The 18,969-nt window shown below is 69.9% G+C and carries 19 protein-coding genes and 1 riboswitch; of the genes, 12 read left to right on the forward strand and 7 right to left on the reverse strand.

What is annotated here, in order from left to right:
* Position 1: 1 nt before the first annotated feature.
* Both BJY22_RS12565 and BJY22_RS12570 read left to right on the forward strand, forming a co-directional pair.
* Positions 2 to 970 (forward strand): pyridoxal-phosphate dependent enzyme, encoded by a 969-nt coding sequence (locus BJY22_RS12565; RefSeq protein ID WP_167206383.1) that lies wholly within the window; start codon positions 2 to 4, stop codon positions 968 to 970.
* Positions 963 to 1,871 (forward strand): ribonuclease Z, encoded by a 909-nt coding sequence (locus tag BJY22_RS12570; RefSeq protein WP_202891086.1) that lies wholly within the window; start codon positions 963 to 965, stop codon positions 1,869 to 1,871. The genes BJY22_RS12565 and BJY22_RS12570 overlap by 8 nt, the downstream gene beginning before the upstream one ends.
* Position 1,872: 1 nt before the next feature.
* Here BJY22_RS12570 and BJY22_RS12575 read toward each other — a convergent pair whose 3' ends face one another.
* A complete protein-coding gene (locus BJY22_RS12575; RefSeq protein ID WP_167206385.1) occupies positions 1,873 to 2,682 on the reverse strand; it encodes an alpha/beta fold hydrolase in 810 nt (269 codons plus the stop codon).
* Positions 2,683 to 2,699: 17 nt separating this feature from the next.
* On the reverse strand, positions 2,700 to 3,644 hold the full coding sequence (locus BJY22_RS12580; RefSeq protein WP_167206387.1) for a helix-turn-helix transcriptional regulator: 945 nt from the start codon (positions 3,642 to 3,644) through the stop codon (positions 2,700 to 2,702).
* Between the two features lie 62 nt (positions 3,645 to 3,706).
* Here BJY22_RS12580 and BJY22_RS12585 point away from each other — a divergent pair, with 62 nt between their 5' ends.
* On the forward strand, positions 3,707 to 4,849 hold the full coding sequence (locus tag BJY22_RS12585; protein ID WP_167206389.1) for an epoxide hydrolase family protein: 1,143 nt from the start codon (positions 3,707 to 3,709) through the stop codon (positions 4,847 to 4,849).
* A gap of 43 nt (positions 4,850 to 4,892) precedes the next feature.
* Here BJY22_RS12585 and BJY22_RS12590 read toward each other — a convergent pair whose 3' ends face one another.
* Entirely contained in the window at positions 4,893 to 5,723 is an 831-nt protein-coding gene (locus BJY22_RS12590) for an oxidoreductase (RefSeq protein WP_167206391.1), read from the reverse strand.
* A gap of 91 nt (positions 5,724 to 5,814) precedes the next feature.
* Between BJY22_RS12590 and BJY22_RS12595 the strand changes: the two genes are divergently transcribed.
* Both BJY22_RS12595 and BJY22_RS12600 read left to right on the forward strand, forming a co-directional pair.
* Positions 5,815 to 6,372 (forward strand): TetR/AcrR family transcriptional regulator, encoded by a 558-nt coding sequence (locus BJY22_RS12595; RefSeq protein ID WP_167206393.1) that lies wholly within the window; start codon positions 5,815 to 5,817, stop codon positions 6,370 to 6,372.
* Positions 6,373 to 6,454: 82 nt separating this feature from the next.
* Positions 6,455 to 7,765 carry a S1C family serine protease gene (locus tag BJY22_RS12600; RefSeq protein WP_202891087.1) on the forward strand — a complete coding sequence of 437 codons (1,311 nt, stop codon included), beginning with the start codon at positions 6,455 to 6,457 and terminating at the stop codon, positions 7,763 to 7,765.
* A gap of 98 nt (positions 7,766 to 7,863) precedes the next feature.
* Here BJY22_RS12600 and BJY22_RS12605 read toward each other — a convergent pair whose 3' ends face one another.
* Positions 7,864 to 8,739 (reverse strand): NAD-dependent epimerase/dehydratase family protein, encoded by an 876-nt coding sequence (locus tag BJY22_RS12605; protein ID WP_167206396.1) that lies wholly within the window; start codon positions 8,737 to 8,739, stop codon positions 7,864 to 7,866.
* A 161-nt stretch (positions 8,740 to 8,900) separates the two neighbouring features.
* Positions 8,901 to 8,976: riboswitch (S-adenosyl-L-homocysteine riboswitch) on the forward strand.
* Positions 8,977 to 8,998: 22 nt separating this feature from the next.
* Here BJY22_RS12605 and metH point away from each other — a divergent pair.
* Together metH and BJY22_RS12615 are read left to right on the forward strand one after the other, a co-directional pair.
* Positions 8,999 to 12,616, forward strand: coding sequence for a methionine synthase (gene metH, locus BJY22_RS12610; protein WP_167206398.1), 3,618 nt, complete (start codon positions 8,999 to 9,001; stop codon positions 12,614 to 12,616).
* Positions 12,617 to 12,621: 5 nt separating this feature from the next.
* Complete coding sequence (locus BJY22_RS12615) at positions 12,622 to 13,092, forward strand: GNAT family N-acetyltransferase (protein ID WP_167206400.1); 471 nt, start codon at positions 12,622 to 12,624, stop codon at positions 13,090 to 13,092.
* Positions 13,093 to 13,097: 5 nt separating this feature from the next.
* Here BJY22_RS12615 and BJY22_RS12620 read toward each other — a convergent pair whose 3' ends face one another.
* Complete coding sequence (locus tag BJY22_RS12620; RefSeq protein ID WP_167206402.1) at positions 13,098 to 13,763, reverse strand: TetR/AcrR family transcriptional regulator; 666 nt, start codon at positions 13,761 to 13,763, stop codon at positions 13,098 to 13,100.
* Positions 13,764 to 13,862: 99 nt separating this feature from the next.
* On the opposite strand from BJY22_RS12620, the gene BJY22_RS12625 reads away from it, so the two are divergent.
* The 3 genes from BJY22_RS12625 (at position 13,863) to BJY22_RS12635 (ending at position 15,916) form a co-directional block, all read left to right on the forward strand.
* On the forward strand, positions 13,863 to 14,795 hold the full coding sequence (locus BJY22_RS12625) for an SDR family oxidoreductase (RefSeq protein ID WP_167206405.1): 933 nt from the start codon (positions 13,863 to 13,865) through the stop codon (positions 14,793 to 14,795).
* The gene (locus tag BJY22_RS12630; protein ID WP_167206407.1) at positions 14,792 to 15,553 is read left to right on the forward strand and encodes a class I SAM-dependent methyltransferase; all 762 of its coding nucleotides are present in this window, start codon (positions 14,792 to 14,794) and stop codon (positions 15,551 to 15,553) included. The genes BJY22_RS12625 and BJY22_RS12630 overlap by 4 nt, the downstream gene beginning before the upstream one ends.
* A 69-nt stretch (positions 15,554 to 15,622) precedes the next feature.
* The gene (locus BJY22_RS12635; protein ID WP_167206409.1) at positions 15,623 to 15,916 is read left to right on the forward strand and encodes a YciI family protein; all 294 of its coding nucleotides are present in this window, start codon (positions 15,623 to 15,625) and stop codon (positions 15,914 to 15,916) included.
* A gap of 10 nt (positions 15,917 to 15,926) precedes the next feature.
* Here BJY22_RS12635 and BJY22_RS12640 read toward each other — a convergent pair whose 3' ends face one another.
* On the reverse strand, positions 15,927 to 16,466 hold the full coding sequence (locus tag BJY22_RS12640) for a dihydrofolate reductase family protein (protein WP_167206411.1): 540 nt from the start codon (positions 16,464 to 16,466) through the stop codon (positions 15,927 to 15,929).
* A 220-nt stretch (positions 16,467 to 16,686) separates the two neighbouring features.
* Between BJY22_RS12640 and BJY22_RS12645 the strand changes: the two genes are divergently transcribed.
* On the forward strand, positions 16,687 to 17,565 hold the full coding sequence (locus BJY22_RS12645) for a DUF3800 domain-containing protein (protein WP_167206413.1): 879 nt from the start codon (positions 16,687 to 16,689) through the stop codon (positions 17,563 to 17,565).
* Here BJY22_RS12645 and BJY22_RS12650 read toward each other — a convergent pair.
* Positions 17,529 to 18,284 carry an SDR family oxidoreductase gene (locus BJY22_RS12650; RefSeq protein WP_167206415.1) on the reverse strand — a complete coding sequence of 252 codons (756 nt, stop codon included), beginning with the start codon at positions 18,282 to 18,284 and terminating at the stop codon, positions 17,529 to 17,531. The two genes, BJY22_RS12645 and BJY22_RS12650, sit on opposite strands and share 37 nt — an antisense overlap.
* A gap of 177 nt (positions 18,285 to 18,461) precedes the next feature.
* Between BJY22_RS12650 and BJY22_RS12655 the strand changes: the two genes are divergently transcribed.
* Positions 18,462 to 18,839, forward strand: a complete 378-nt coding sequence (locus BJY22_RS12655) for a YciI family protein (RefSeq protein ID WP_167206417.1) — start codon at positions 18,462 to 18,464, stop codon at positions 18,837 to 18,839.
* Positions 18,840 to 18,969: the final 130 nt, after the last annotated feature.

Genomic DNA, 18,969 nt, shown 5'->3' on the forward strand with positions numbered 1-18,969 from the left:
AATGACGCCCGAGGCAGTCGCCGAACGCGCCGAGCGCATCGCTCCGGCGCTGCGGGAACATCTGCCGCCGACGCCGTTCGTGCGGTACGGCGCGTTCAGCGACGACCTCGGCGCCGAGCTGCTGGTGAAGTGCGAGCACCAGCAGCGCACCGGCTCGTTCAAGGCGCGCGGTGCGCTCGCGAAGGTCCTGACGCTGACCGACGCGGAGCGTGAGGCGGGTGTGATCACCGCGTCCACCGGCAATCACGGGCTCGGTGTCGGCAACGCGCTGGCCACGCTCGGCGGTCACGGCATCGTGTACCTGCCGGAGAACGCGGCACCGGGCAAGGTCGCCGCGCTCCGCCGGCTCGGTCTCGAACTACGGGCCGAGGGCAACGACACCGGCGTCCTCGAGCTCAAGGCCCGCACGTACGCCGCGGAGCACGGGCTGACGTACGTTCCGCCGTACAACGACCCGGAGATCGTCGCCGGGCAGGGGACTGTGGCGGTCGAGATGGTCGAGCAGCTCGCCGGGTCGCCGCTGGACGCGGTCGTGGTGGCGGTCGGTGGCGGCGGGCTGATCAGCGGTGTCGCCGCCGTCCTGAAGCAGCACCTGCCGGGGATCCGGGTGTACGGCGCGCAGCCGGCCGTGGACGACGCGATGGCCGCGTCGGTGCGGGCCGGCCGGATCGTGCAGGTCGACGCGCGGCAGACGTTGTCGGACGGTACGGCGGGCAGCGTGGAGCCCGGGAGCATCACGTTCGACCTGTGCCGTGAGCTGGCCGACGACTGGGTGCTGGTGTCCGAGGACGCGATCCGGGACGCACTGCGGATGGTGATCGACACCGAGCACCAGCTGATCGAGGGATCGGCCGCGCTGGCGTTCGCGGCCGCGCGCGAACGACGTACCGAACTGACCGGGAAGCGCGTCGCGGTCGTCTCCTGCGGCGGCAACATGTCGTCGTCGACGTTGGTGGCTGCGCTTGCGTGAGCTCGTCGTCCTCGGGACCGGCAGCCAGGTGCCGTCCCGGGAACGCACGCAGAACGGGTACTTCCTGCGCTGGGACGACGAGGGGTTCCTGTTCGATCCCGGTGAGGGAACGCAGCGGCAGATGATCTTCGCGGGCGTCGCCGCCGGGGCGATCACTCGGCTGTGCGTGACGCATTTCCACGGCGACCACTGTCTCGGGGTGCCGGGCGTGGTGCAGCGGTTGTCGCTGGACGACCTACCGCATCCGGTGCGGGCGCACTATCCGGCGTCCGGGCAGCAGTACTTCACGCGGCTGCGGTACGCCGCGTCGTTCTTCGAGCGGGCCGAGTTGCTCGAGGAGCCGGTGGAGGAGGACGGGCTGCTGTCGGTCGGGTCGTTCGGGCAGCTGTGGGCGCGGCGCCTGGAGCATCCGATCGAGTCGTTCGGCTACCAGTTGATCGAGCCGGACGGCCGCCGGATGCTGCCGGACAAGCTCGCGGCGTACGGCGTCACGGGACCCGCCGTCGGGCAGCTCCAGCGCGCCGGATCGCTCGAGGTGAACGGCCGGACCGTGCGGGTGGAGGACGTCAGCGAGGTGAGGCCGGGCCAGCGCTTCGCCTTCGTCATGGACACGCGGTTGTGCGAGAACGTCCTGCGGCTGGCCGACCGCGCGGACCTGCTGGTGATCGAGTCGACGTACCTGTCGCCGGAATCGGAGCTCGCCCGTCGCTTCGGCCATCTCACCGCGCGCCAGGCCGCCCGGGTCGCGGCCGAGTGCGGCGTCCGGAAACTCGTCCTGACGCATTTCTCCCAGCGCTACCTGGAGCCCGAACGCTTCCACGAGGAGGCCGCCGCCGAGTTCTCCGGCGAGATCGTGGTCGCCACGGATCTCTCGCGCACGGCGGTCCCGTCGCGGCGGTAGATCAGCTGTTGTCGGCGAGGAAGTCGTCGATCAGGGCGTTGACCTCGTGCGGCGACTCGAGGGCCGCGAGGTGTGCGGATTGCTCGAGTACGACGAAGCGCGCGCCCGGGATCGCATCGGCCATCTCCTCGGTCTCGGCGACCGGGAACGTGGGATCCTCGGCGGCGGCCACCACCAGCACCGGCGTACGGATCCTGCCGAACAGCGCCCGCTGGTCGGGGCGGCGCGGGACGACGCTGGTGACGGCGTACATCCCGGACCTGACGTTCACCGTCCGTGCCAGTTCGTTGACCGTGGCAACGACCTCGGGCTTCTCGCGTTTCGCGGTGGGCCCCAGGAAGGCGTCGCGCACCGGCCCGGCGAGCGGTCCGCGGATCCCGCCCAGGAGCTGCGCCGACCACGTCAGCACGCCGTACTCGAACCGCTGCCGACGGCCGGCCGGCGACGCGGTGGCGTTCATCAGGACGGCGATCCCGATCCGGTCCGGGTACAGCGCCGCGAACGTTCCGCCGATCATCCCGCCCCAGCTGTTGCCGATCAGGTGCACCCGCGGCACGTCGAGGTCGTCGAGGATCGCGACGATCACGTCCGCGCACTGCTCGAAGCTGAACGGCCCGGTCAGCGGCGCACTCCCGCCGTGCCCCGGTGGATCGACCAGGATCACCTGGAAACGGTCCGCGAAATGCGCTGCCTGCGCGGACCACAGCGTCCCGTCCATCAACAGGCTCGGCCAGAACAGCATCGCGGGCCCGGACCCGTCGACGCGCAACCGGATCCGGCCCAGAACGGTCTCGACGTACCGATCCTGCATGGGGTGAACGGTACCGGTCATTCCCGCTCGATCGACGCAGCCAGGCGGGTGGTCAGCTCGCGAACACGGTCGACCAGCTCAGGCGGTGACTGGATCTCGAACGGGAGGCCGAGCAGGCCGAGGTACAGCGCGAGCTGATCGAGCGAGTCGGCGCCGGTCTCGACCAGTGTCGTCGTGTCGTCGACAGGGGTCACCGACGCGACGTTCGGGCCGTACCGATCGGCGACCTCCTCGGCCGGCGCGTGCACGAGGATCCGCGCCTGGTGGCGGTAGCCGCCGTACGCGACGCCCCGGTTCGTCGTCGCCAGGTCGGGTACTTCGCGCGGCGTGAACCGCGGGCCGGTCGGGATGCGCGGTTCCAGCCGGTCGACGCGGAACGTCCGCCAGTCGTCGCGCTCCAGATCCCACGCGACCAGGTACCACCGCCGCCCGGTGTGCACGAGCCGGTGCGGCTCGGTCCTCCGCCTGGCCGCCGTACCGTCGTGGCTGCGGTAGTCGAACCGCAGCTGCTGATGGTCCCGGCACGCGGCCGCGACGGCCAGCAGTACGTCGGGTTGCACCGAGGGACCGCCCGCGGGGGTGACGGCGATCTGCTGGAGCAGCTCGATCCGGTGCCGCAACCGGGATGGCAGCACCTGTTCGAGCTTCGTGAGCGCGCGCACCGACGACTCCTCGGTCCCCGCCACTGTTCCCGTCGCCGCGGCCCGCAGTCCGATGGCGACCGCTACGGCCTCCTCGTCGTCGAGCAGGAGAGGCGGGAGCGCGGCGCCGGCACCGAGGCGGTAGCCGGCCACACCGGGTACGGCGTCGACCGGGTAGCCGAGGTTGCGCAGCTTGTCGACGTCCCGCCGTACCGTGCGAACCCCGACCCCCAGCTCGTCGGCCAGCGCGGCGCCGCTCCACTCCTTGGGCTGCTGCAGGAGCGAGAGGAGTTTGAGCAGTCGCGCCGAGGTTTCGATCATGTTCTTCAGTGTGGCACTCACCTAGGACTGGGGCTGTCCTAACCGGGTGTCAGAGTGAAGACATGATCAAGCCGTTCACCATCGACATCCCGCAGAGCACACTCGACGACCTCGCTGCCAAGCTGGCGAGCACCCGGCTTCCCGCGGCGTTGCCCGGCGACGACTGGAGCACCGGCGTACCGGTCTCCTGGCTGTCGTCGCTCGTCGACTACTGGCGTACGTCGTACGACTGGCGTGCCGCCGAGAAGGAGCTGAACTCGTACCCGCAGTTCACCACCGAGATCGAGGGGCAGCAGATCCACTTCCTGCACGTCCGCTCGGCGGAGCCGGACGCGCTGCCGCTGATGCTGACGCACGGCTGGCCCGGCTCGATCGTCGAGTTCCTGGACCTGATCGGCCCGCTGACCGACCCGGTCGCGCACGGCGGGGACGCGGCGGACGCGTTCCATGTCGTGATCCCGGCACTGCCCGGGTTCGGGTTCTCCGGGCCGACCGCGGACGGTGACTGGACGTTCCCGCGGATCGGGCGGGTCTGGGCGGAGCTGATGAGCCGGCTCGGGTACGAGCGGTACGGCGTCCAGGGCGGGGATCTCGGCGGGTCCGTGTCACCCGAGGTGGGGCGGGCCGCTCCGGAGCACGTGGTCGGCGTACACACCAACGGTGGGACCAACCTGCCGCCGTTGCAGCTGTCCGACGAGGAGCTGCAGACGCTGACGCCGTTGGAGCAGGACAAGATGGCGCGGATCGCGCAGTTCATGAAGGACGAGTTCGGCTACATCTCGATCCAGTCGACCCGGCCGCAGACGCTGGCCTACGGACTCGTCGATTCGCCCGTGGCGCAGCTGGCCTGGATCATGGACAAGTTCAAGGCCTGGACCTATCCGGCCGACACCTTGCCCGAGGCAATCATCAGCAAGGACCGGCTGCTCACCAACGTGATGCTCTACTGGCTGACCGGCACCGGCGGGTCCGCGGCGTACATCGGCTACGCCCAGCCGCGCTCCTGGGCGCCGCGCCCCAACTCGGGTGTCCCGACCGCGGTCCTCGCCCTCGCCCACGACGTCGCGATCCGCCGGTACTGCGAAACCTCCAACAACATCACCCGCTGGAACGACGTCAACGTGGGCGGCCACTTCGCCGCCCTGGAACAGCCGGACCTCCTGCTGAACGACGTCCGCGCCTTCTTCCACGACCTCCGCAAGTGACCGTCCCGGGGCGTCGGCCGGCCGGTGCCGACGCCCCCGTGGGTCAGCTGAAGTCCGTCGAGGTGGTCAGGTGCGCCCAAGCGGCGGCTTCCTCCGCGCGAGCGGTCGACGAGGCCTGCGCGAGCTTGAGTGCGTCGCTACCGAGCAGCAGCCGCAGCGGCGGATTGTCCAGGGCAACGATCTCGAGGACCGCCTGCGCGGCCTTCGCCGGATCGCCGGGCTGTTTGCCGTCGGTCTCCTGCCGGAGCCGGTGCATCTCGCCGACGGTCGACGCGTACGCCGGGTGCACCTCGTAGAGCTGCATCGACGAACCGCCCCAGTCGGTCCGGAAACCACCCGGCTCGACGATCGTCACCTTCACGCCGAACGGCCGTACTTCGTTGTTCAGCACCTCGGAGAACCCCTCGACGGCGAATTTCGCGGTCTGGTACGCCCCCATCCCGGGCGTCCCGCCGACCCGTCCGCCGATCGACGAGAACTGCAGGAAGTGCCCGCCGCGCTGCTCGCGGAACACCGGCAGCGCCGCCTTCGTCACGTTGACCACCCCGAACAGATTCGTCTCGACCTGTGCGCGGAAGTCGTCGTCGGACATCTCCTCGATCGACGCGCTGTTCGCGTAGCCGGCGTTGTTCGCCACCACGTCCAGCCCGCCGAACTCCTCGACCGCCGTCCGTACGACGGCCCGCGCCGCGTCCGCGTCCGTGACGTCGAGGGCGGTCGCCCGGACCTGGTCGCCGTACTTCGTGACCAGGTCGCCGAGCTGCTCGGGTGTGCGGGCGGTCGCGACGACGCGGTCACCCGCCGCCAGCACCGCCTCGGTCAGCGCGCGCCCCAGGCCGCGCGAGCTGCCGGTGACCAGCCAGATCTTGCTCATGTCGTTCCTAACTAACCGAACGGTTGGATACGGCTATCTAACCAACCGGTTGGTTGGAAATCAACCAACCGGTTGGTTGTAAGCTCGCCGCATGCAGCAACGGAACGCAGACCGGACCCGGGCGCGCATCCTGGAGGCGGCCACCGAGGAGTTCGCCGCCCGCGGGATCGGCGGCGCGCGGGTGAGCCGGATCGCCGAGGTGGCCGGGTGCAACAAGGCGATGCTGTACGCGTACTTCGGGAGCAAGGACGACCTGTTCGACGCGGTGTTCAAGGCGTCGCTGGACAAGTACCTCGACGAGGTCGGGTTCGACGCCGACGATCTGCCGGCGTACGCGGGCCGGGTGTTCGACTACTTCGAGGCACACCCGGACCGGCTGCGGCTCTCGGTCTGGTACCGGCTCGAGCGCCCGGAGGGTCGGCCGTTGGAGGCGATCGTCGCGGTCAACCAGAGCCGGCTGGACGAGCTGCAGCAGGGGATGCGGCGGCGGGTGGTGCCGCGGCGGTTCACGCCGGTCAGCCTGCTGTCGCTGATCCAGGCGATCGCCACCAGTTGGTCGTCGATGAATCCGGAGCTGGGCACCGAGTTGCCGGACGCGGCCGCGCGCCGCCGGGCCGTGGTCATGGCGGTGGAGCGGATTCTCAGCTAACTCATTGGCTGGCCCGATGGAGTTCTCAGTCTGGCGAGCTCTACTCGTACCAGAGGGAACTGGCCGAGGAGGACGACAGCAGATGAACGAGCAGGGGCCGCAGTATCCGCAGTATCCGCAGGGTCCGTACGGTCCGCAGTACCAGCAGTATGGGTACGGGCCGTTCGGGCCGCCGCAGCAGCCGCGGAAGAGGCGGGGTCGGCGGTTGCTCGGGGCGGGAGTGCTCGGGCTGGCGGCCGCACTGGTTGCCGGGTCGGTTGCCTGGGGCATCGACCAGCGGGCCGGCGGGAACAGTGCGCGGCTGTCGCAGACGGCGTTCGACCCGGCGGCCGTCGCGGCGAAGGTGTCGCCCGGACTGGTCGACGTCAACGCCGTGCTCGGGTACGAGAACGCGCGAGCAGCCGGCACCGGGATCGTGCTGACCTCCGACGGCGAGGTGCTCACCAACCATCACGTGATCGAAGGCGCGACGTCGATCACCGTGCGGAACGTCGGGAACGGGAAGACGTACAGCGCGAGCGTCGTCGGGTACGACGAGGAGCACGACATCGCCGTACTGAAGCTGAAGGACGCCTCCGGGCTGGAGACCGCGAAGACCGGCGACTCCGGCAAGGTGAAACTCGGCGACCAGGTCGTCGGCGTCGGGAACGCGGGCGGCGACGGCGGCGATCCGAGTTATGCGGCCGGGAAGGTGACCGGGCTGAACGAGTCGATCACCGCGACCGACCAGAACGGCCAGGACCCGGAGAACCTGACCAACCTGATCGAGACCGACGCGAACATCCAGCCCGGCGACTCCGGCGGCCCGCTGGTGAACGCGAACGGCGAGGTGATCGGCGTCGACGTCGCCGGCAGCACCAGCAACGGCGGCCAGGGCACGCCGACCCAGAGCGCTGCCACGACACCCGCCGCCTGGGGTGACGGCGACGGCACCGGCTTCCCGTTCGGCAACGGCGACAACTCAGGCAACGGCAACGGCCAGGGCAATGAGCAGGACAACGGTCAGGGAAACGGGACCGGAACCACGGCCGAGGGGTATGCGATCCCGATCAACCAGGCGCTCGACATCGCCGACCAGATCCAGGACGGCGAGGCGTCGGACGCGGTACACATCGGTGACTCGGCGATGCTGGGCGTCTCGATCCTGACGAGCCCCGGCGTGAGCGGTGCGGTCGTCGGTGACGTGGTGACCGACGGACATGCGGACGAGGCCGGTCTCGATGCCGGCGACGTGATCACCTCCTTCGCCGGCCACGCGGTCGACTCGCCGGACACCCTCTCCGAACTCCTGAACCAGCAGCACCCCGGCGACAAGGTCGAGGTCGGCTGGACCGACCAGGCCGGCCAGTCCCACAAGGCCACCATCGAACTCATCAAAGGCCCGGTCCGCTGACCCCAGCGCCACCCCTCGCTGCAGCGGACCGTCCATCGGGCCCGGCGCGCTCCTCCCCCTCGGAGTGCCCGGGCCCGATCTTTGTTCGCGGGACGTGGTCAGTCGGAGAAGCAAGCCGGGTGGGTCGGGGACCAGCCGAGGCCGCGGGCGCGGGTGTTGGTGGCGCCACGGGCCCACGGAGTGCGGGGACTGTCTGCGGCGGCGTACGTCGGGGCGGCGTCGCCCGGTGTGGTGCTCAGCCAGTTGGTGAAGGCGGGGACCCAGGTGGAAGCAGGGACGGGAGTGTCGTCGACGATGTTGACGGGACCGGAGGGCCAGGTGAGGGCGGCTGCGCCCGCCACGACGGCATCGTCCACGTGAAGGAAGCTGGTGACGTCGGGCCCGAGGGGCAGTTGCCCGGTGGTGGCCAGGTCGGCCATCAGACCGCCCTGGGTGTACCAGGTGTCGGGCCCGTAGAGCATGCCGTAGCGCAGCACGACCCACTCGGGGGCTTCCGCGGTGATCGTCTCGAGGGTGTGCACCGCCTCGACTGTCGCGCGGCGGGTGTCGTCGGTGGCGTGCAGGTCGAGCGAGCTGGATTCGTCGGCGGGTGCGGCGCCGGGCTCGTACGCCCAGGCGATGCTCTGGGAGATCACCCGTCGGACACCCGCAGCCAGCGCGGCGTCGACGAGATTGCGGGTGCCTTCGCGACGGATCCGGTTGTTCGCGGGGAAGTCCCGGGAACTCAGGTCGGTCAGCTGATGGATCACCACCTCCGGCCGCGCGGCGGCGACCACCTCGCGCAGGCGTACGGCGTCGTACACGTCACCGGCCACGATCCTGACGCCACCGGCTGTACCGGTCGCGGCCTCCGGGATCGCGCGGGCCGCCGGGGACCGGCGGCTGAGGGCCGTCACCTCGTGGCCTCGGGTGACCAGGAGCGGGACGAGACGGCGGCCGACGGCACCGGTGGCACCGGCGATGAAGATCCTCATGGGAACCAAACCTAGGGAGGACTCCGCGTCGAGACCTGGTCCAATCAGTGGGCGTTCAGCGGGGCCACTTCCGGCCCGGCTGAATCCACTAGTTGAACAACCGTCCTAAGATGTGGACGACGCACTTGGCGGACGGTGTGACGCCACTAACATGTGGAGTCCAGGCCGAGAGGCGCTGCAACGGACCCGGGTCCGCCACGCTCGACCTGGTGCTGACTGCAAGGGCGCCTCCGGAGAGTTCTTCTGGAGGGGTTGGCAGATGAGTGAAACCGCGCTGCGGGAGCTGCTGGATCAGCGGATCGCGGTCCTCGACGGTGCGTGGGGCACGATGCTGCAGGGCGCCAAGCTGCAGCCCGCCGACTATCAGGGCGATCGCTTCGGTCAGCACACGCACGACGTGACCGGTGACCCGGACCTGCTGAACCTCACCCGGCCGGACGTGATCCTCGACGTCCACCGGCAGTACCTGGCGGCCGGCGCGGACATCACCACCACGAACACCTTCACCGCGACCAGCATCGGTCAGGCCGACTACGGCCTGCAGGAGTACGTCCGCGAGATGAACGTGGCCGGCGCCCGCCTCGCCCGGCAGGCCGCCGACGAGCTGGCCACCCCGGGCAGACCGCGGTTCGTGGCCGGGTCGATCGGCCCGCTCAACGTGACGCTGTCGCTGAGCCCGCGCGTCGAGGACCCGTCGTACCGCGCGGTGTCCTTCCAGCAGGTGAAGGACGCGTATGCCGAGCAGATCGCGGCGCTCGCCGAGGGCGGCGTCGACCTGCTGCTGATCGAGACGATCTTCGACACCCTCAACGCGAAGGCCGCCGTCGCCGCGGCTCGCGAGGTCGCGCCGCACCTGCCGCTGTGGATCTCGGTGACGATCGTCGACCTCAGTGGCCGGACCCTGAGCGGTCAGACCGTCGAGGCGTTCTGGAGCTCGGTCGAGCACGCCAGGCCGCTGGTCGTCGGCGTGAACTGTTCCCTCGGCGCGGCCGAGATGCGCCCGCATGTCGCCGACCTGGCGCGGTTCGCCGACACGTACGTCGCCTCGCACCCGAACGCCGGCCTCCCGAACGCCTTCGGCGGGTACGACGAGACGCCCGAGGAGACCTCCGCGATGCTGGAGGAGTTCGCGCGGTCCGGCCTCGTCAACATCGTCGGCGGCTGCTGCGGTACGACGCCCGCGCACATCAAGCAGATCGCCGACGCCGTGGAGGAGCTGACACCGCGGACCGTCGTACCGGCCGATCACACCACCCGCTTCTCCGGTCTCGAGCCGTTCAGGATCGGGCCGGACACCGGGTTCGTGATGATCGGTGAGCGGACCAACGTCACCGGGTCGGCGAAGTTCCGCCGGCTGATCGAGGGCGACGACCACCAGGCCGCGGTCGACGTGGCGCTGGAGCAGGTCCGCGGCGGCGCGAACCTGCTGGACGTGAACATGGACGCCGACCTGCTGGACAGCGAGCAGGCGATGACCACGTTCCTGAACCTGATCGCGACCGAGCCCGAGGTGGCGCGGATCCCGATCATGATCGACAGCTCGAAGTGGTCGGTGCTGGAGACCGGGCTGAAATGCGTGCAGGGCAAGGGCGTGGTGAACTCGATCAGCCTGAAGGAGGGCGAGGACGAGTTCCTCGAGCGCGCGCGCAAGATCCGTGACTACGGCGCCGGCGCGGTGGTGATGGCGTTCGACGAGCAGGGCCAGGCCGACACGGTCGAGCGCAAGGTGGAGATCTGCGGCCGGGCGTACGACCTGCTCACGCAGAAGATCGGGTTCCCGCCCGAGGACATCATCTTCGACCCGAACGTGCTCGCGGTGGCGACCGGCATGGCCGAGCACAACGGCTACGCCAAGAACTTCATCGACGCGCTGCCGTTGATCAAGGAGCGCTGTCCGGGGGTGCACCTGAGCGGTGGCATCTCGAACCTGTCGTTCTCGTTCCGCGGCAACGACATCGTGCGGGAAGCGATGCACTCGGCGTTCCTGTTCCACGCGGGCAAGGCCGGGCTGGACATGGGCATCGTGAACGCGGGCCAGCTCGCCGTCTACGAGGACATCCCGAAGGACCTGCTGGAGCTTGTCGAGGACGTGATCTTCGACCGGCGCGACGACGCCACCGACCGCCTGGTCGCGTTCGCCGAGAACGTGAAGGGCAAGGGCAAGCAGCGCGAGATCGATCTGAGCTGGCGTGAGGGCTCGGTCGAGGAGCGGCTGTCGCACGCGCTCGTGCACGGCATCGTCGACTACATCGAGGCCGACACCGAGGAGGCGCGGCAGCAGCTGCCTCGCCCGCTCGACGTCATCGAGGGTCCGCTGATGGACGGGATGAAGATCGTCGGCGACCTGTTCGGCGCCGGCAAGATGTTCCTGCCGCAGGTGGTGAAGAGCGCGCGCGTGATGAAGCGCTCGGTCGCGTACCTCGAGCCGTTCATGGAGGCGGAGAAGGAGCAGGCCCGGCGGGAAGGCCGCGCGGAGATGGTCCGCGGCCAGGGCAAGGTCGTGCTCGCGACCGTGAAGGGCGATGTCCACGACATCGGCAAGAACATCGTCGGCGTCGTGCTCGGCTGCAACAACTACGAGGTGATCGACCTCGGTGTGATGGTGCCGGCGGCAAGGATCCTCGACACCGCGGTGGCCGAGGGCGCGGACGCGGTCGGCCTGTCCGGGCTGATCACGCCGTCGCTGGACGAGATGGTGTCGGTGGCGACCGAGATGCAGCGGCGCGGGCTGAAGCTGCCGCTGCTCATCGGTGGTGCGACCACGTCCAAGCAACACACCGCGGTCCGGATCGCCCCGGCGTACGAGAACACCACCGTGCACGTGCTGGACGCCTCACGGGTGGTCGGTGTGGTGTCCGACCTGCTCGACGAGGGGCGCGCCGAGGAGCTTGCCAAGAGCAACAGTCTTGAGCAGGAGCGGTTGCGCGAGCAGCACGCGAACAAGCAGCGCGCGCCGATGCTGACGGTGGCCGAGGCGCGGGCGAACCGGGAGCCGGTGGAGTACGGCGAGTTGCCGGTGCCGGCGTTCACGGGGCTGAAGCGGGTCTCGCCGAGCATCGCGACGCTGCGCGAGATGATCGACTGGCAGTTCCTGTTCCTGGCCTGGGAGTTGAAGGGGAAGTACCCCGCGATCCTGGACCAGCCGGTGGCGCGGGAGCTGTTCGACGACGCGAACACGCTGCTGGACGAGATCATCGCGAACGGATCCTTCACCGCCGAGGGCGTGTACGGGTTCTGGCCGGCGCACGGCGAGGGCGACGACATCGTTCTGGACGGGCTGGACCGGTCGTTCCCGATGCTGCGGCAGCAGACCGTGAAGCCGGCCGGGCGGCACAACCGGTGCCTCGCGGACTACATCGCCCCCGAAGGCGATCACCTCGGCGGGTTCGGGGTCGCGATCCACGGCGCCGAGACGCTGGCGAAGTCGTACGAGGAACGCAACGACGACTACAAGGCGATCATGGTGAAGGCGCTGGCCGACCGGCTGGCGGAGGCGTTCGCCGAGTGGATCCACCTGGAGGCACGGCGGGCGTGGTTCGAGCCGGACGCGCAGCCGGTGCTGGAGGATCTGCACGCGGAGCGGTTCCGGGGCATCCGGCCCGCGCTCGGGTACCCGGCGAGCCCGGATCACACCGAGAAGAAGGACCTGTTCGAGCTGCTCGAGGCGGACCGGATCGGGCTCGGCCTGACCGAGTCGTACGCGATGACACCGGCCGCCGCGGTCAGCGGCCTGATCTTCGCGCACCCGGCGTCGCGCTACTTCAGCGTCGGCCGTCTCGGCCGCGATCAGATCGAGGACTACGCCGTACGGCGGAATCTCCCGGTCGAGGACGTCGAACGCTGGCTGCGTCCGAACCTGGCGTACGACCCGCAGTGAGCGCCGTGAAGGTGAGACCAGCGGCTGCCGCGGACGCGGATGCGGTGGCCGCGATCTGGTACGCCGGTTGGCGCGACGGTCACGTGGGACATGTCCCTGACGAGCTGGTCGCCGTACGGACGAAGGAATCGTTCTGGACCCGGGCGGCGCAGCGGGTCGCCGACACGACGGTCGCCGTCGCCGGGGACGAGATCGCGGGGTTCGTGATGGTCGTCGGCGCGGAGGTCGAGCAGGTGTACGTCGCGAGCGGTCATCGCGGATCGGGTGTCGCCGGGACGCTGCTCGCCGAGGCCGAGCGGCAGGTGAAGGCCGGCGGGCACGACGAGGCCTGGCTCGCCGTCGCGACCGGCAACGCCCGCGCCCGGCGGTTCTACGAACGCAGCGGCTGGACCGATGCCGGCGCCTTCGACTATCCGGCGTCGATCGACGGCGGCTCGGTGCCGGTCCCGTGCCACCGGTACGTGAAGCAGGTCTGACCGCCTCAGCTCCGCGGCAACGCGCCGTACAGCAATGCCCGGAGCGCGTCGGACAACGCCGGCTCGAAGTCCATCCTGATCGTCGCCAGTGACGGATCGGCCTCGTAGGCGGCCAGGATCGCCGGAACCGGATGCGAGTGGGTCCAGACCGCGCCGGCGAGCAGGCTCGCGGTCGCGATGAACCGGCCCGCTCCCTCCGGTCCGAGCTCCGGCAGGACGCCGACGACCACCGCGATCAGTTCCTCGTACGCGACCGCGGCCGCGCGCTTGAACGTCAGCGCGGTCGCGGTCGAGATGTTCCGCTCCAGGACCGCCGCCTGTGCGCTGATCAGATCGCAGAGCACCGGGCGCCGGGCGAGCGTCCCGACGATGCCCGCCACCAGCCGCTCGGCGCGCTCGCCGGTCGGTAGTGCGGACGAATCCTCGGACAGCGTGTCGCGCAGGTCCGCGACCCACGCCGCCAGTTCGTCGCTGGACAGCTCGAGCAGGACGGCCTCGCGGGAGTCGAAGTAGTTCAGCACGTTCGACTTCGCCAGGCCGACGCGGCGGCTCAGCTCGTTCAGCGTGACGTCCGCGACCGGCATCTCGGTCAGCATCGCGGCCGCCGTGGCGAGGATCGCCTGCCGCCGCGCGGCCCGCTGCTCCGCGCTCCGGGCGCGCTGGAAGGTCATGCCCCGATTCTACAGACCGATGGTCTGTTGTTATCGGACCGGCGGTCTGATAACGTCGGAAGCAATAACAGACCACCAGTCTTTTATGGAGAGTGGACCATGTACGACGTCCCCGACCAGACCGGCAAGCTCGCCGTCGTGACCGGCGCCAACAGCGGCACCGGCAAGGAGACGGCCAAGCGGCTCGCCGCCGCCGGTGCCCGGGTGGTGATGGCGGTCCGGACCCCGGCCAAGGGCGAGGCGGCCCGCGCCGACATCCTGGCCGAGCATCCCGGCGCGCAGCTCGAGGTCCGCCGGATCGACCTCGCCGACCTCGCCTCGGTCCAGGAGTTCGCCGAGCGGCTCGCCGCCGACGAGCCGCACCTGGACCTGCTGGTGAACAACGCCGGCGTGATGCACCCGCCCACCCGGATGACCACCAAGGACGGCTTCGAGCTCCAGTTCGGCTCGAACTACCTGGGTCCGTTCGCCCTCACGGTCCGGCTGCTGCCGCTGATCCTCGCGGCACCGCAGCCGCGGGTCGCGACGATGTCGAGCGGCGCCGCGTACTTCGGCCGGATCCAGTTCGACGACCTCCAGTGGCAGCGCCGCTATCGCCGGCAGGCGGCGTACTCGCAGTCGAAGCTCGCCGACCTGATGCTGAGCAACCATCTCGCGAAACTCTCGGCCGATCAGGGCTGGGGCCTGCGCAGCGTCGCCGCGCACCCGGGCTTCACACGGACGAACCTGCTGGCCACCGGTGCCAGCCTGGGGCGCGAGCGGCCGCCCGCGCTCATCCGCCTCGCCTATCGCTTCAACCCGCTGCCGACGCAGGAGGTCGAGACGGGCGCCGAGCCGCTGCTCTTCGCTGCCGCGGATCCCGCCGCCGAGCCCGGCGCGTACTACGGTCCGGCGCATCGGTTCGGACTGGTCGGCCCGACCACTTTGGTCCGGAACCCGAAGACCGCGACCGATCCGGAGACCAACGCCCGCCTCTGGCAGGTCTCCGAGACATTGACGGGTGTCGCGCTGCCCACGATGCTGCGCAGATGAGCGAGTGGTCGAGTGGGGGAATCTACGAGTCGTACGTCGGCCGGTGGAGCCGGCTGGTCGCGCCGGAGTTCGTGGCGTGGCTGGACCAGCCGCCCGGTCGGCGCTGGCTCGACGTGGGCTGCGGCACCGGCGCGCTGACCAGCACGATCCTGCGGACGGCGGACCCGGCGTCAGTGCTCGGGGTGGACCCGTCGGAGGGCTTCGTCGGGTATGCCCGAGCCGCGGTCGACGATCCGCGGGCGAACTTCGAGGTCCGGTCAGCGGCCGAGCTGCCGGACGGCCCGTACGACGTGGTGGTCGCCGGTCTGGTGCTGAACTTCGTCCCGAAGCGCGTCGAGGCGCTGCGCCGGATGCGCGAGATCGGTACGACGGTCGCGGTCTACGTGTGGGACTACGCCGGCGGGATGCAGCTGATGCGGTACTTCTTCGACGCGATGATCGACGTACGGCCGCAGGACCGCGACCACGACGAGGGGCGCCGGTTCCCGTTCTGTACGCCGGAAGGCCTCGAGGAGCTGTTCCGCGAGGCCGGGTTCGACGACGTGCGGACGCGCGAGATCGTCGTACCGACGGTGTTCACGTCGTTCGACGACTACTGGCAGCCGTTCCTCGGCGGGCAGGGTGTGGCGCCGGCGTACTTGCGCAGTCTGGATATCGAGGACCAGGAGGCGCTGCGGGAGGCCGTCCGGGCGCGCCTGCCGATCGAGGCGGACGGATCGATCAAGCTGACCGCGCGGGCCTGGGCCGCCGCTGGCTGAGCAGGTCAAGCCTGAGCAATGTCAAGAACGTGCGCTCTGCTCCGTCGTACCAGTGAGAGGAGAGCGCCGATGAAGTTCTTGCTGATCCTGCAGGGGGACGGTGACCCGCACCTGCAGCGTGACGAGTTCGAGCGAGTCGCCTACGACGCGGGGGAACTGGTCGGCGGCGAACTGCTCGCCGACCCGCAATTGGCCGTCCAGCTCCCCGCGAGCGAGCCCACCCGGATCGACGGGTACTACGTGGTCGACGTGGAGAACCGCGACCGGGCCGTCGAGCTCGCGCGCCTGCTACCGGACGCGCGAGCCGCCGACCGTTCCGTCGAGGTCCGGGCGGTGATGCACTCGACCGCCACCGACTTCTAGGGCACGACTTCTAGATCACGCTGAACCACATGCTGGTGGCCTGTGGGGTTTCGGTGACGCTCTTGCGTTCGAGCCGCACGGTGCGGCCGCCGGCGTGGTCGAACAGGCGGGTGCCGTCGCCGAGCAGCACGGGGGCGTAGAAGACCAGGACCTCATCCAGCTGACCTGCCTCGAGGCACTGCTTGGCGATGTTGGCCCCGATGACGTTGACGTACAGGTCACCGGCCGCCTCCTTCGCCTGTGCGAGGGCCTTCGCGAAGTCGTCGACGTACGTGACGCCGGGGTCCGGGTCGGACGGTGGGCGGTGCGTGACGACGTACATCGGTCCGCTCCAGCCGCCGCCGAACGCCTGCCCTTCGCCCGCCTCGCCCTTGTGCGGATCGTCGCCGTCGTGCGACCGGCGGCCGATCAGCAGCGACCCGATCCGCGGCACCAGGTCGTCGACCTCCGGGTTCGGCCCGAGGTACGGACGCATCCACTGCATGTCGCCGTCCGGCCCGGTGATGAAGCCGTCCACCGACGCCGTCACCGAGTACAGCACCTTCGCCATGTCACTCCTCCTTCGGTTTCCTGTTGAGACGAGCGAAGGCGCCGGAACTCATCGGAATTCGCTGGTGCCGGGTCGCCGGCGAGGCGATGATGGTTCGCATGTCCGCTGCTCCGGCTGCTGCCGCTTTCTGATCGCCCGTCAGGACCTGCCGTCCGATCAAGCCCGTCGTGCCGACGGGCCCCAAAGTGTGCAGTCGTCAGCCTTGTGGAGCGAACCTTTCATGACCTCCCCTTCGTGGGTCGAGATCGCCTGTGACGAGTCGGGGTTCTCCGGATCCAACCTCCTCGATCCCGTCTCACCCGTGATCACCCATGCCAGTGTCGACCTCTCTCTGCCCGCGGCCGCCGAGGTGATCGCCGTACTGCGATCCCGCCTGCGCTACCGCACCGAGTACAAGTCCAACCAGTTGCTCCGCCCCGAGCAGCGGCCCGCGCTCGAGTGGCTGCTCACCACGTTGCGCGGGCACGCGCATGTCCACGCCATCGACAAGACCGCGTACGTCGCCGCGCGGGTGCTCGAACTGTTCACCGAGGAGCCGTCGTACGGCGCGGGCACCCGCCTCGGCACGGACCATTCCGAGGCCGTCGCGGCGCTGCGGAACCGGACCGGGTTCCTCGCGGCGTTCCTGGACCTGACCCGTACGAAGCGGGTGCGGTTGATGGATCACGCGGCGGTGGACCGGTTCTTCGCGACGATGCCGGCCGACGTACCCGTGCTGCGGGCGGTCACGCGGGGCCGGGTCGAGGAGGTGATGCAGCGACTGATCGACGAGGATCCACTGCTGCCGCCACCGTGGGAGCCGCTGGTGCCCGCGCTCGCCGAGACGGTCCTGCACTGGAGCGGCGGCCGCCGTTCGGTCGCGGTGGTGCATGACGAGCAGAGTGCGCTGACCCGGGGCCGGGTTGCCCGGTTGGGGGAGTTCCTCGCCGAACGGGTGCAGCCGGCGCCGCTGCGGTCGTTCACGCAGGTCGACTCGAAGCACGATCCGCGGGTGCAGGTGGCCGACTTCCTGGCCGGGATCGCGCGCCGCCGGACGCCCGACCTGGAGGAGTTGCTGGAGCCCTACACCTGCGCGGCGACGAAGTCCTCCCAGGTGTGAGTGCCCGTGGTGGCCCCGGTGAGGGTGAGGTTGCCGCCCGCGCGGTACACCTTGCCCGCCTTGCCGGGCACACGGATCGGGAGCGACCAGCGGTGCTTTCCGGTGGCGCGCAGGTAGTCGCGGGCCAGCTCGGCCATGCTGTAGACCTTCGGTCCGACGAGGTCGGGGACCAGGCCCTGGGGTTCGCCGAGCGTCAGTTCGGCGAGCCGTTCGGCCACGTCCCGGACGTCGACGGGCTGGAACCGGAGGCCGCCGGGCGTCGGCATCACGGGGAGCTTCGCCATCGCGCGCACGGCGTTCCAGGCGAAGTCGTGGAGCTGGGCGACCCGCAGTACGGTCCACGGCACCGACGATCCGCGGACCGCCTGCTCGGCGCCGAGCTTCGACCTGAAGTACGTCAGCGGGAGCTGGTCGACGGCGGTCACCGAGATGTGGACCAGGTGCCGTACGCCGGCGCGCTCGGCCGCGCCGACCAGGTTCCGGGTACCGATCTCGTCGCCCTTGGGGCCGCCGGCGAGGTGCAGGATCACGTCGACACAGGCCACGGCCTCGTCCAGGCCGTCGCCGGTGAGGAGGTCGACGGCCAGGTAGCCGACGCCGTCGCCGCGGTCGCCGGCACGGCGGCTGAGGACGCGGACCTTGGCGCCGGCCGCCTGGAGTTGCGGCACCACGCGGCGGCCGATCGTTCCGGTGCCGCCCGTGACAAGGATCGTGGTCATGAGGTTTGCTCCGTTCGTCGTGGGCTTCTGCAGCGTTGACGGAGCGCGATGCCGCGAGTGTGACCGAATGTGAGCTGAGATACATCCAGGAGAAATGTCGAGGCCCGGTGTGGGCCTCCGACGTCCGGGGTGCCGGGGCGCAGAACGGCGTACCGGAACGACACTGGAGGTTCTGTCATGAAGTACGTGGTCCTGATCCACTCGAACCCGCAGCCGTGGGGGCACCCGACGATCGACTTCACCGACGTGGGCCGGGCGATCCCGGCCGACGAGCGCGCCGCGATGAACAAGGAGTTCGACGCTCTGCTCGCCGAGCTGTCCGCGTCCGGTGAGTTCGTCAGCGGGCTGGCGCTGGACGCACCGTCGACGTCGCGGACCTACCGCTGGGAGGGCAGGAAACGGGTCAGCACCGACGGTCCGTACGCCGAGTCGAAGGAACAGCTCGCCGGGTTCTTCGTGCTCGACTGCGCGACCCGCGCCCGCGCCGAGGAAGTGGCCGCCCAGTTCGCCGGGCCGGGTGACGTGGTCGAGCTTCGTCCGGAGATGGAGTTCTGAGCCTGCGCGAGAAACGAGGGTTGCGGGCAGTAACGCGCGGTGTGACGTACGCCGGGGTACCGGAGTGACGTACGCCGTACCACGACCGCGGAAGGTCCCTTAATCTGGTGGACTTACCGAGCGTCAGGAG

The organism is Kribbella shirazensis (genome assembly GCF_011761605.1).
GTDB lineage: Bacteria > Actinomycetota > Actinomycetes > Propionibacteriales > Kribbellaceae > Kribbella > Kribbella shirazensis.

Excerpts from the sequence above, each read along its gene's own strand:
- BJY22_RS12595 (WP_167206393.1), top strand. The coding sequence starts at position 5,815 with ATGCAGCAACGGAACGCAGACCGGACCCGGGCGCGCATCCTGGAGGCG.
- BJY22_RS12625 (WP_167206405.1), top strand. The coding sequence starts at position 13,863 with ATGTACGACGTCCCCGACCAGACCGGCAAGCTCGCCGTCGTGACCGGC.
- BJY22_RS12645 (WP_167206413.1), top strand. The coding sequence starts at position 16,687 with ATGACCTCCCCTTCGTGGGTCGAGATCGCCTGTGACGAGTCGGGGTTC.
- BJY22_RS12640 (WP_167206411.1), bottom strand. The coding sequence starts at position 16,466 with ATGGCGAAGGTGCTGTACTCGGTGACGGCGTCGGTGGACGGCTTCATC.
- BJY22_RS12605 (WP_167206396.1), bottom strand. The coding sequence starts at position 8,739 with ATGAGGATCTTCATCGCCGGTGCCACCGGTGCCGTCGGCCGCCGTCTC.
- BJY22_RS12565 (WP_167206383.1), top strand. The coding sequence starts at position 2 with ATGACGCCCGAGGCAGTCGCCGAACGCGCCGAGCGCATCGCTCCGGCG.
- BJY22_RS12590 (WP_167206391.1), bottom strand. The coding sequence starts at position 5,723 with ATGAGCAAGATCTGGCTGGTCACCGGCAGCTCGCGCGGCCTGGGGCGC.
- BJY22_RS12575 (WP_167206385.1), bottom strand. The coding sequence starts at position 2,682 with ATGCAGGATCGGTACGTCGAGACCGTTCTGGGCCGGATCCGGTTGCGC.
- BJY22_RS12630 (WP_167206407.1), top strand. The coding sequence starts at position 14,792 with ATGAGCGAGTGGTCGAGTGGGGGAATCTACGAGTCGTACGTCGGCCGG.
- BJY22_RS12620 (WP_167206402.1), bottom strand. The coding sequence starts at position 13,763 with ATGACCTTCCAGCGCGCCCGGAGCGCGGAGCAGCGGGCCGCGCGGCGG.
- BJY22_RS12585 (WP_167206389.1), top strand. The coding sequence starts at position 3,707 with ATGATCAAGCCGTTCACCATCGACATCCCGCAGAGCACACTCGACGAC.
- BJY22_RS12650 (WP_167206415.1), bottom strand. The coding sequence starts at position 18,284 with ATGACCACGATCCTTGTCACGGGCGGCACCGGAACGATCGGCCGCCGC.
- BJY22_RS12580 (WP_167206387.1), bottom strand. The coding sequence starts at position 3,644 with ATGATCGAAACCTCGGCGCGACTGCTCAAACTCCTCTCGCTCCTGCAG.
- BJY22_RS12600 (WP_202891087.1), top strand. The coding sequence starts at position 6,455 with ATGAACGAGCAGGGGCCGCAGTATCCGCAGTATCCGCAGGGTCCGTAC.
- metH (WP_167206398.1), top strand. The coding sequence starts at position 8,999 with ATGAGTGAAACCGCGCTGCGGGAGCTGCTGGATCAGCGGATCGCGGTC.
- BJY22_RS12655 (WP_167206417.1), top strand. The coding sequence starts at position 18,462 with ATGAAGTACGTGGTCCTGATCCACTCGAACCCGCAGCCGTGGGGGCAC.
- BJY22_RS12635 (WP_167206409.1), top strand. The coding sequence starts at position 15,623 with ATGAAGTTCTTGCTGATCCTGCAGGGGGACGGTGACCCGCACCTGCAG.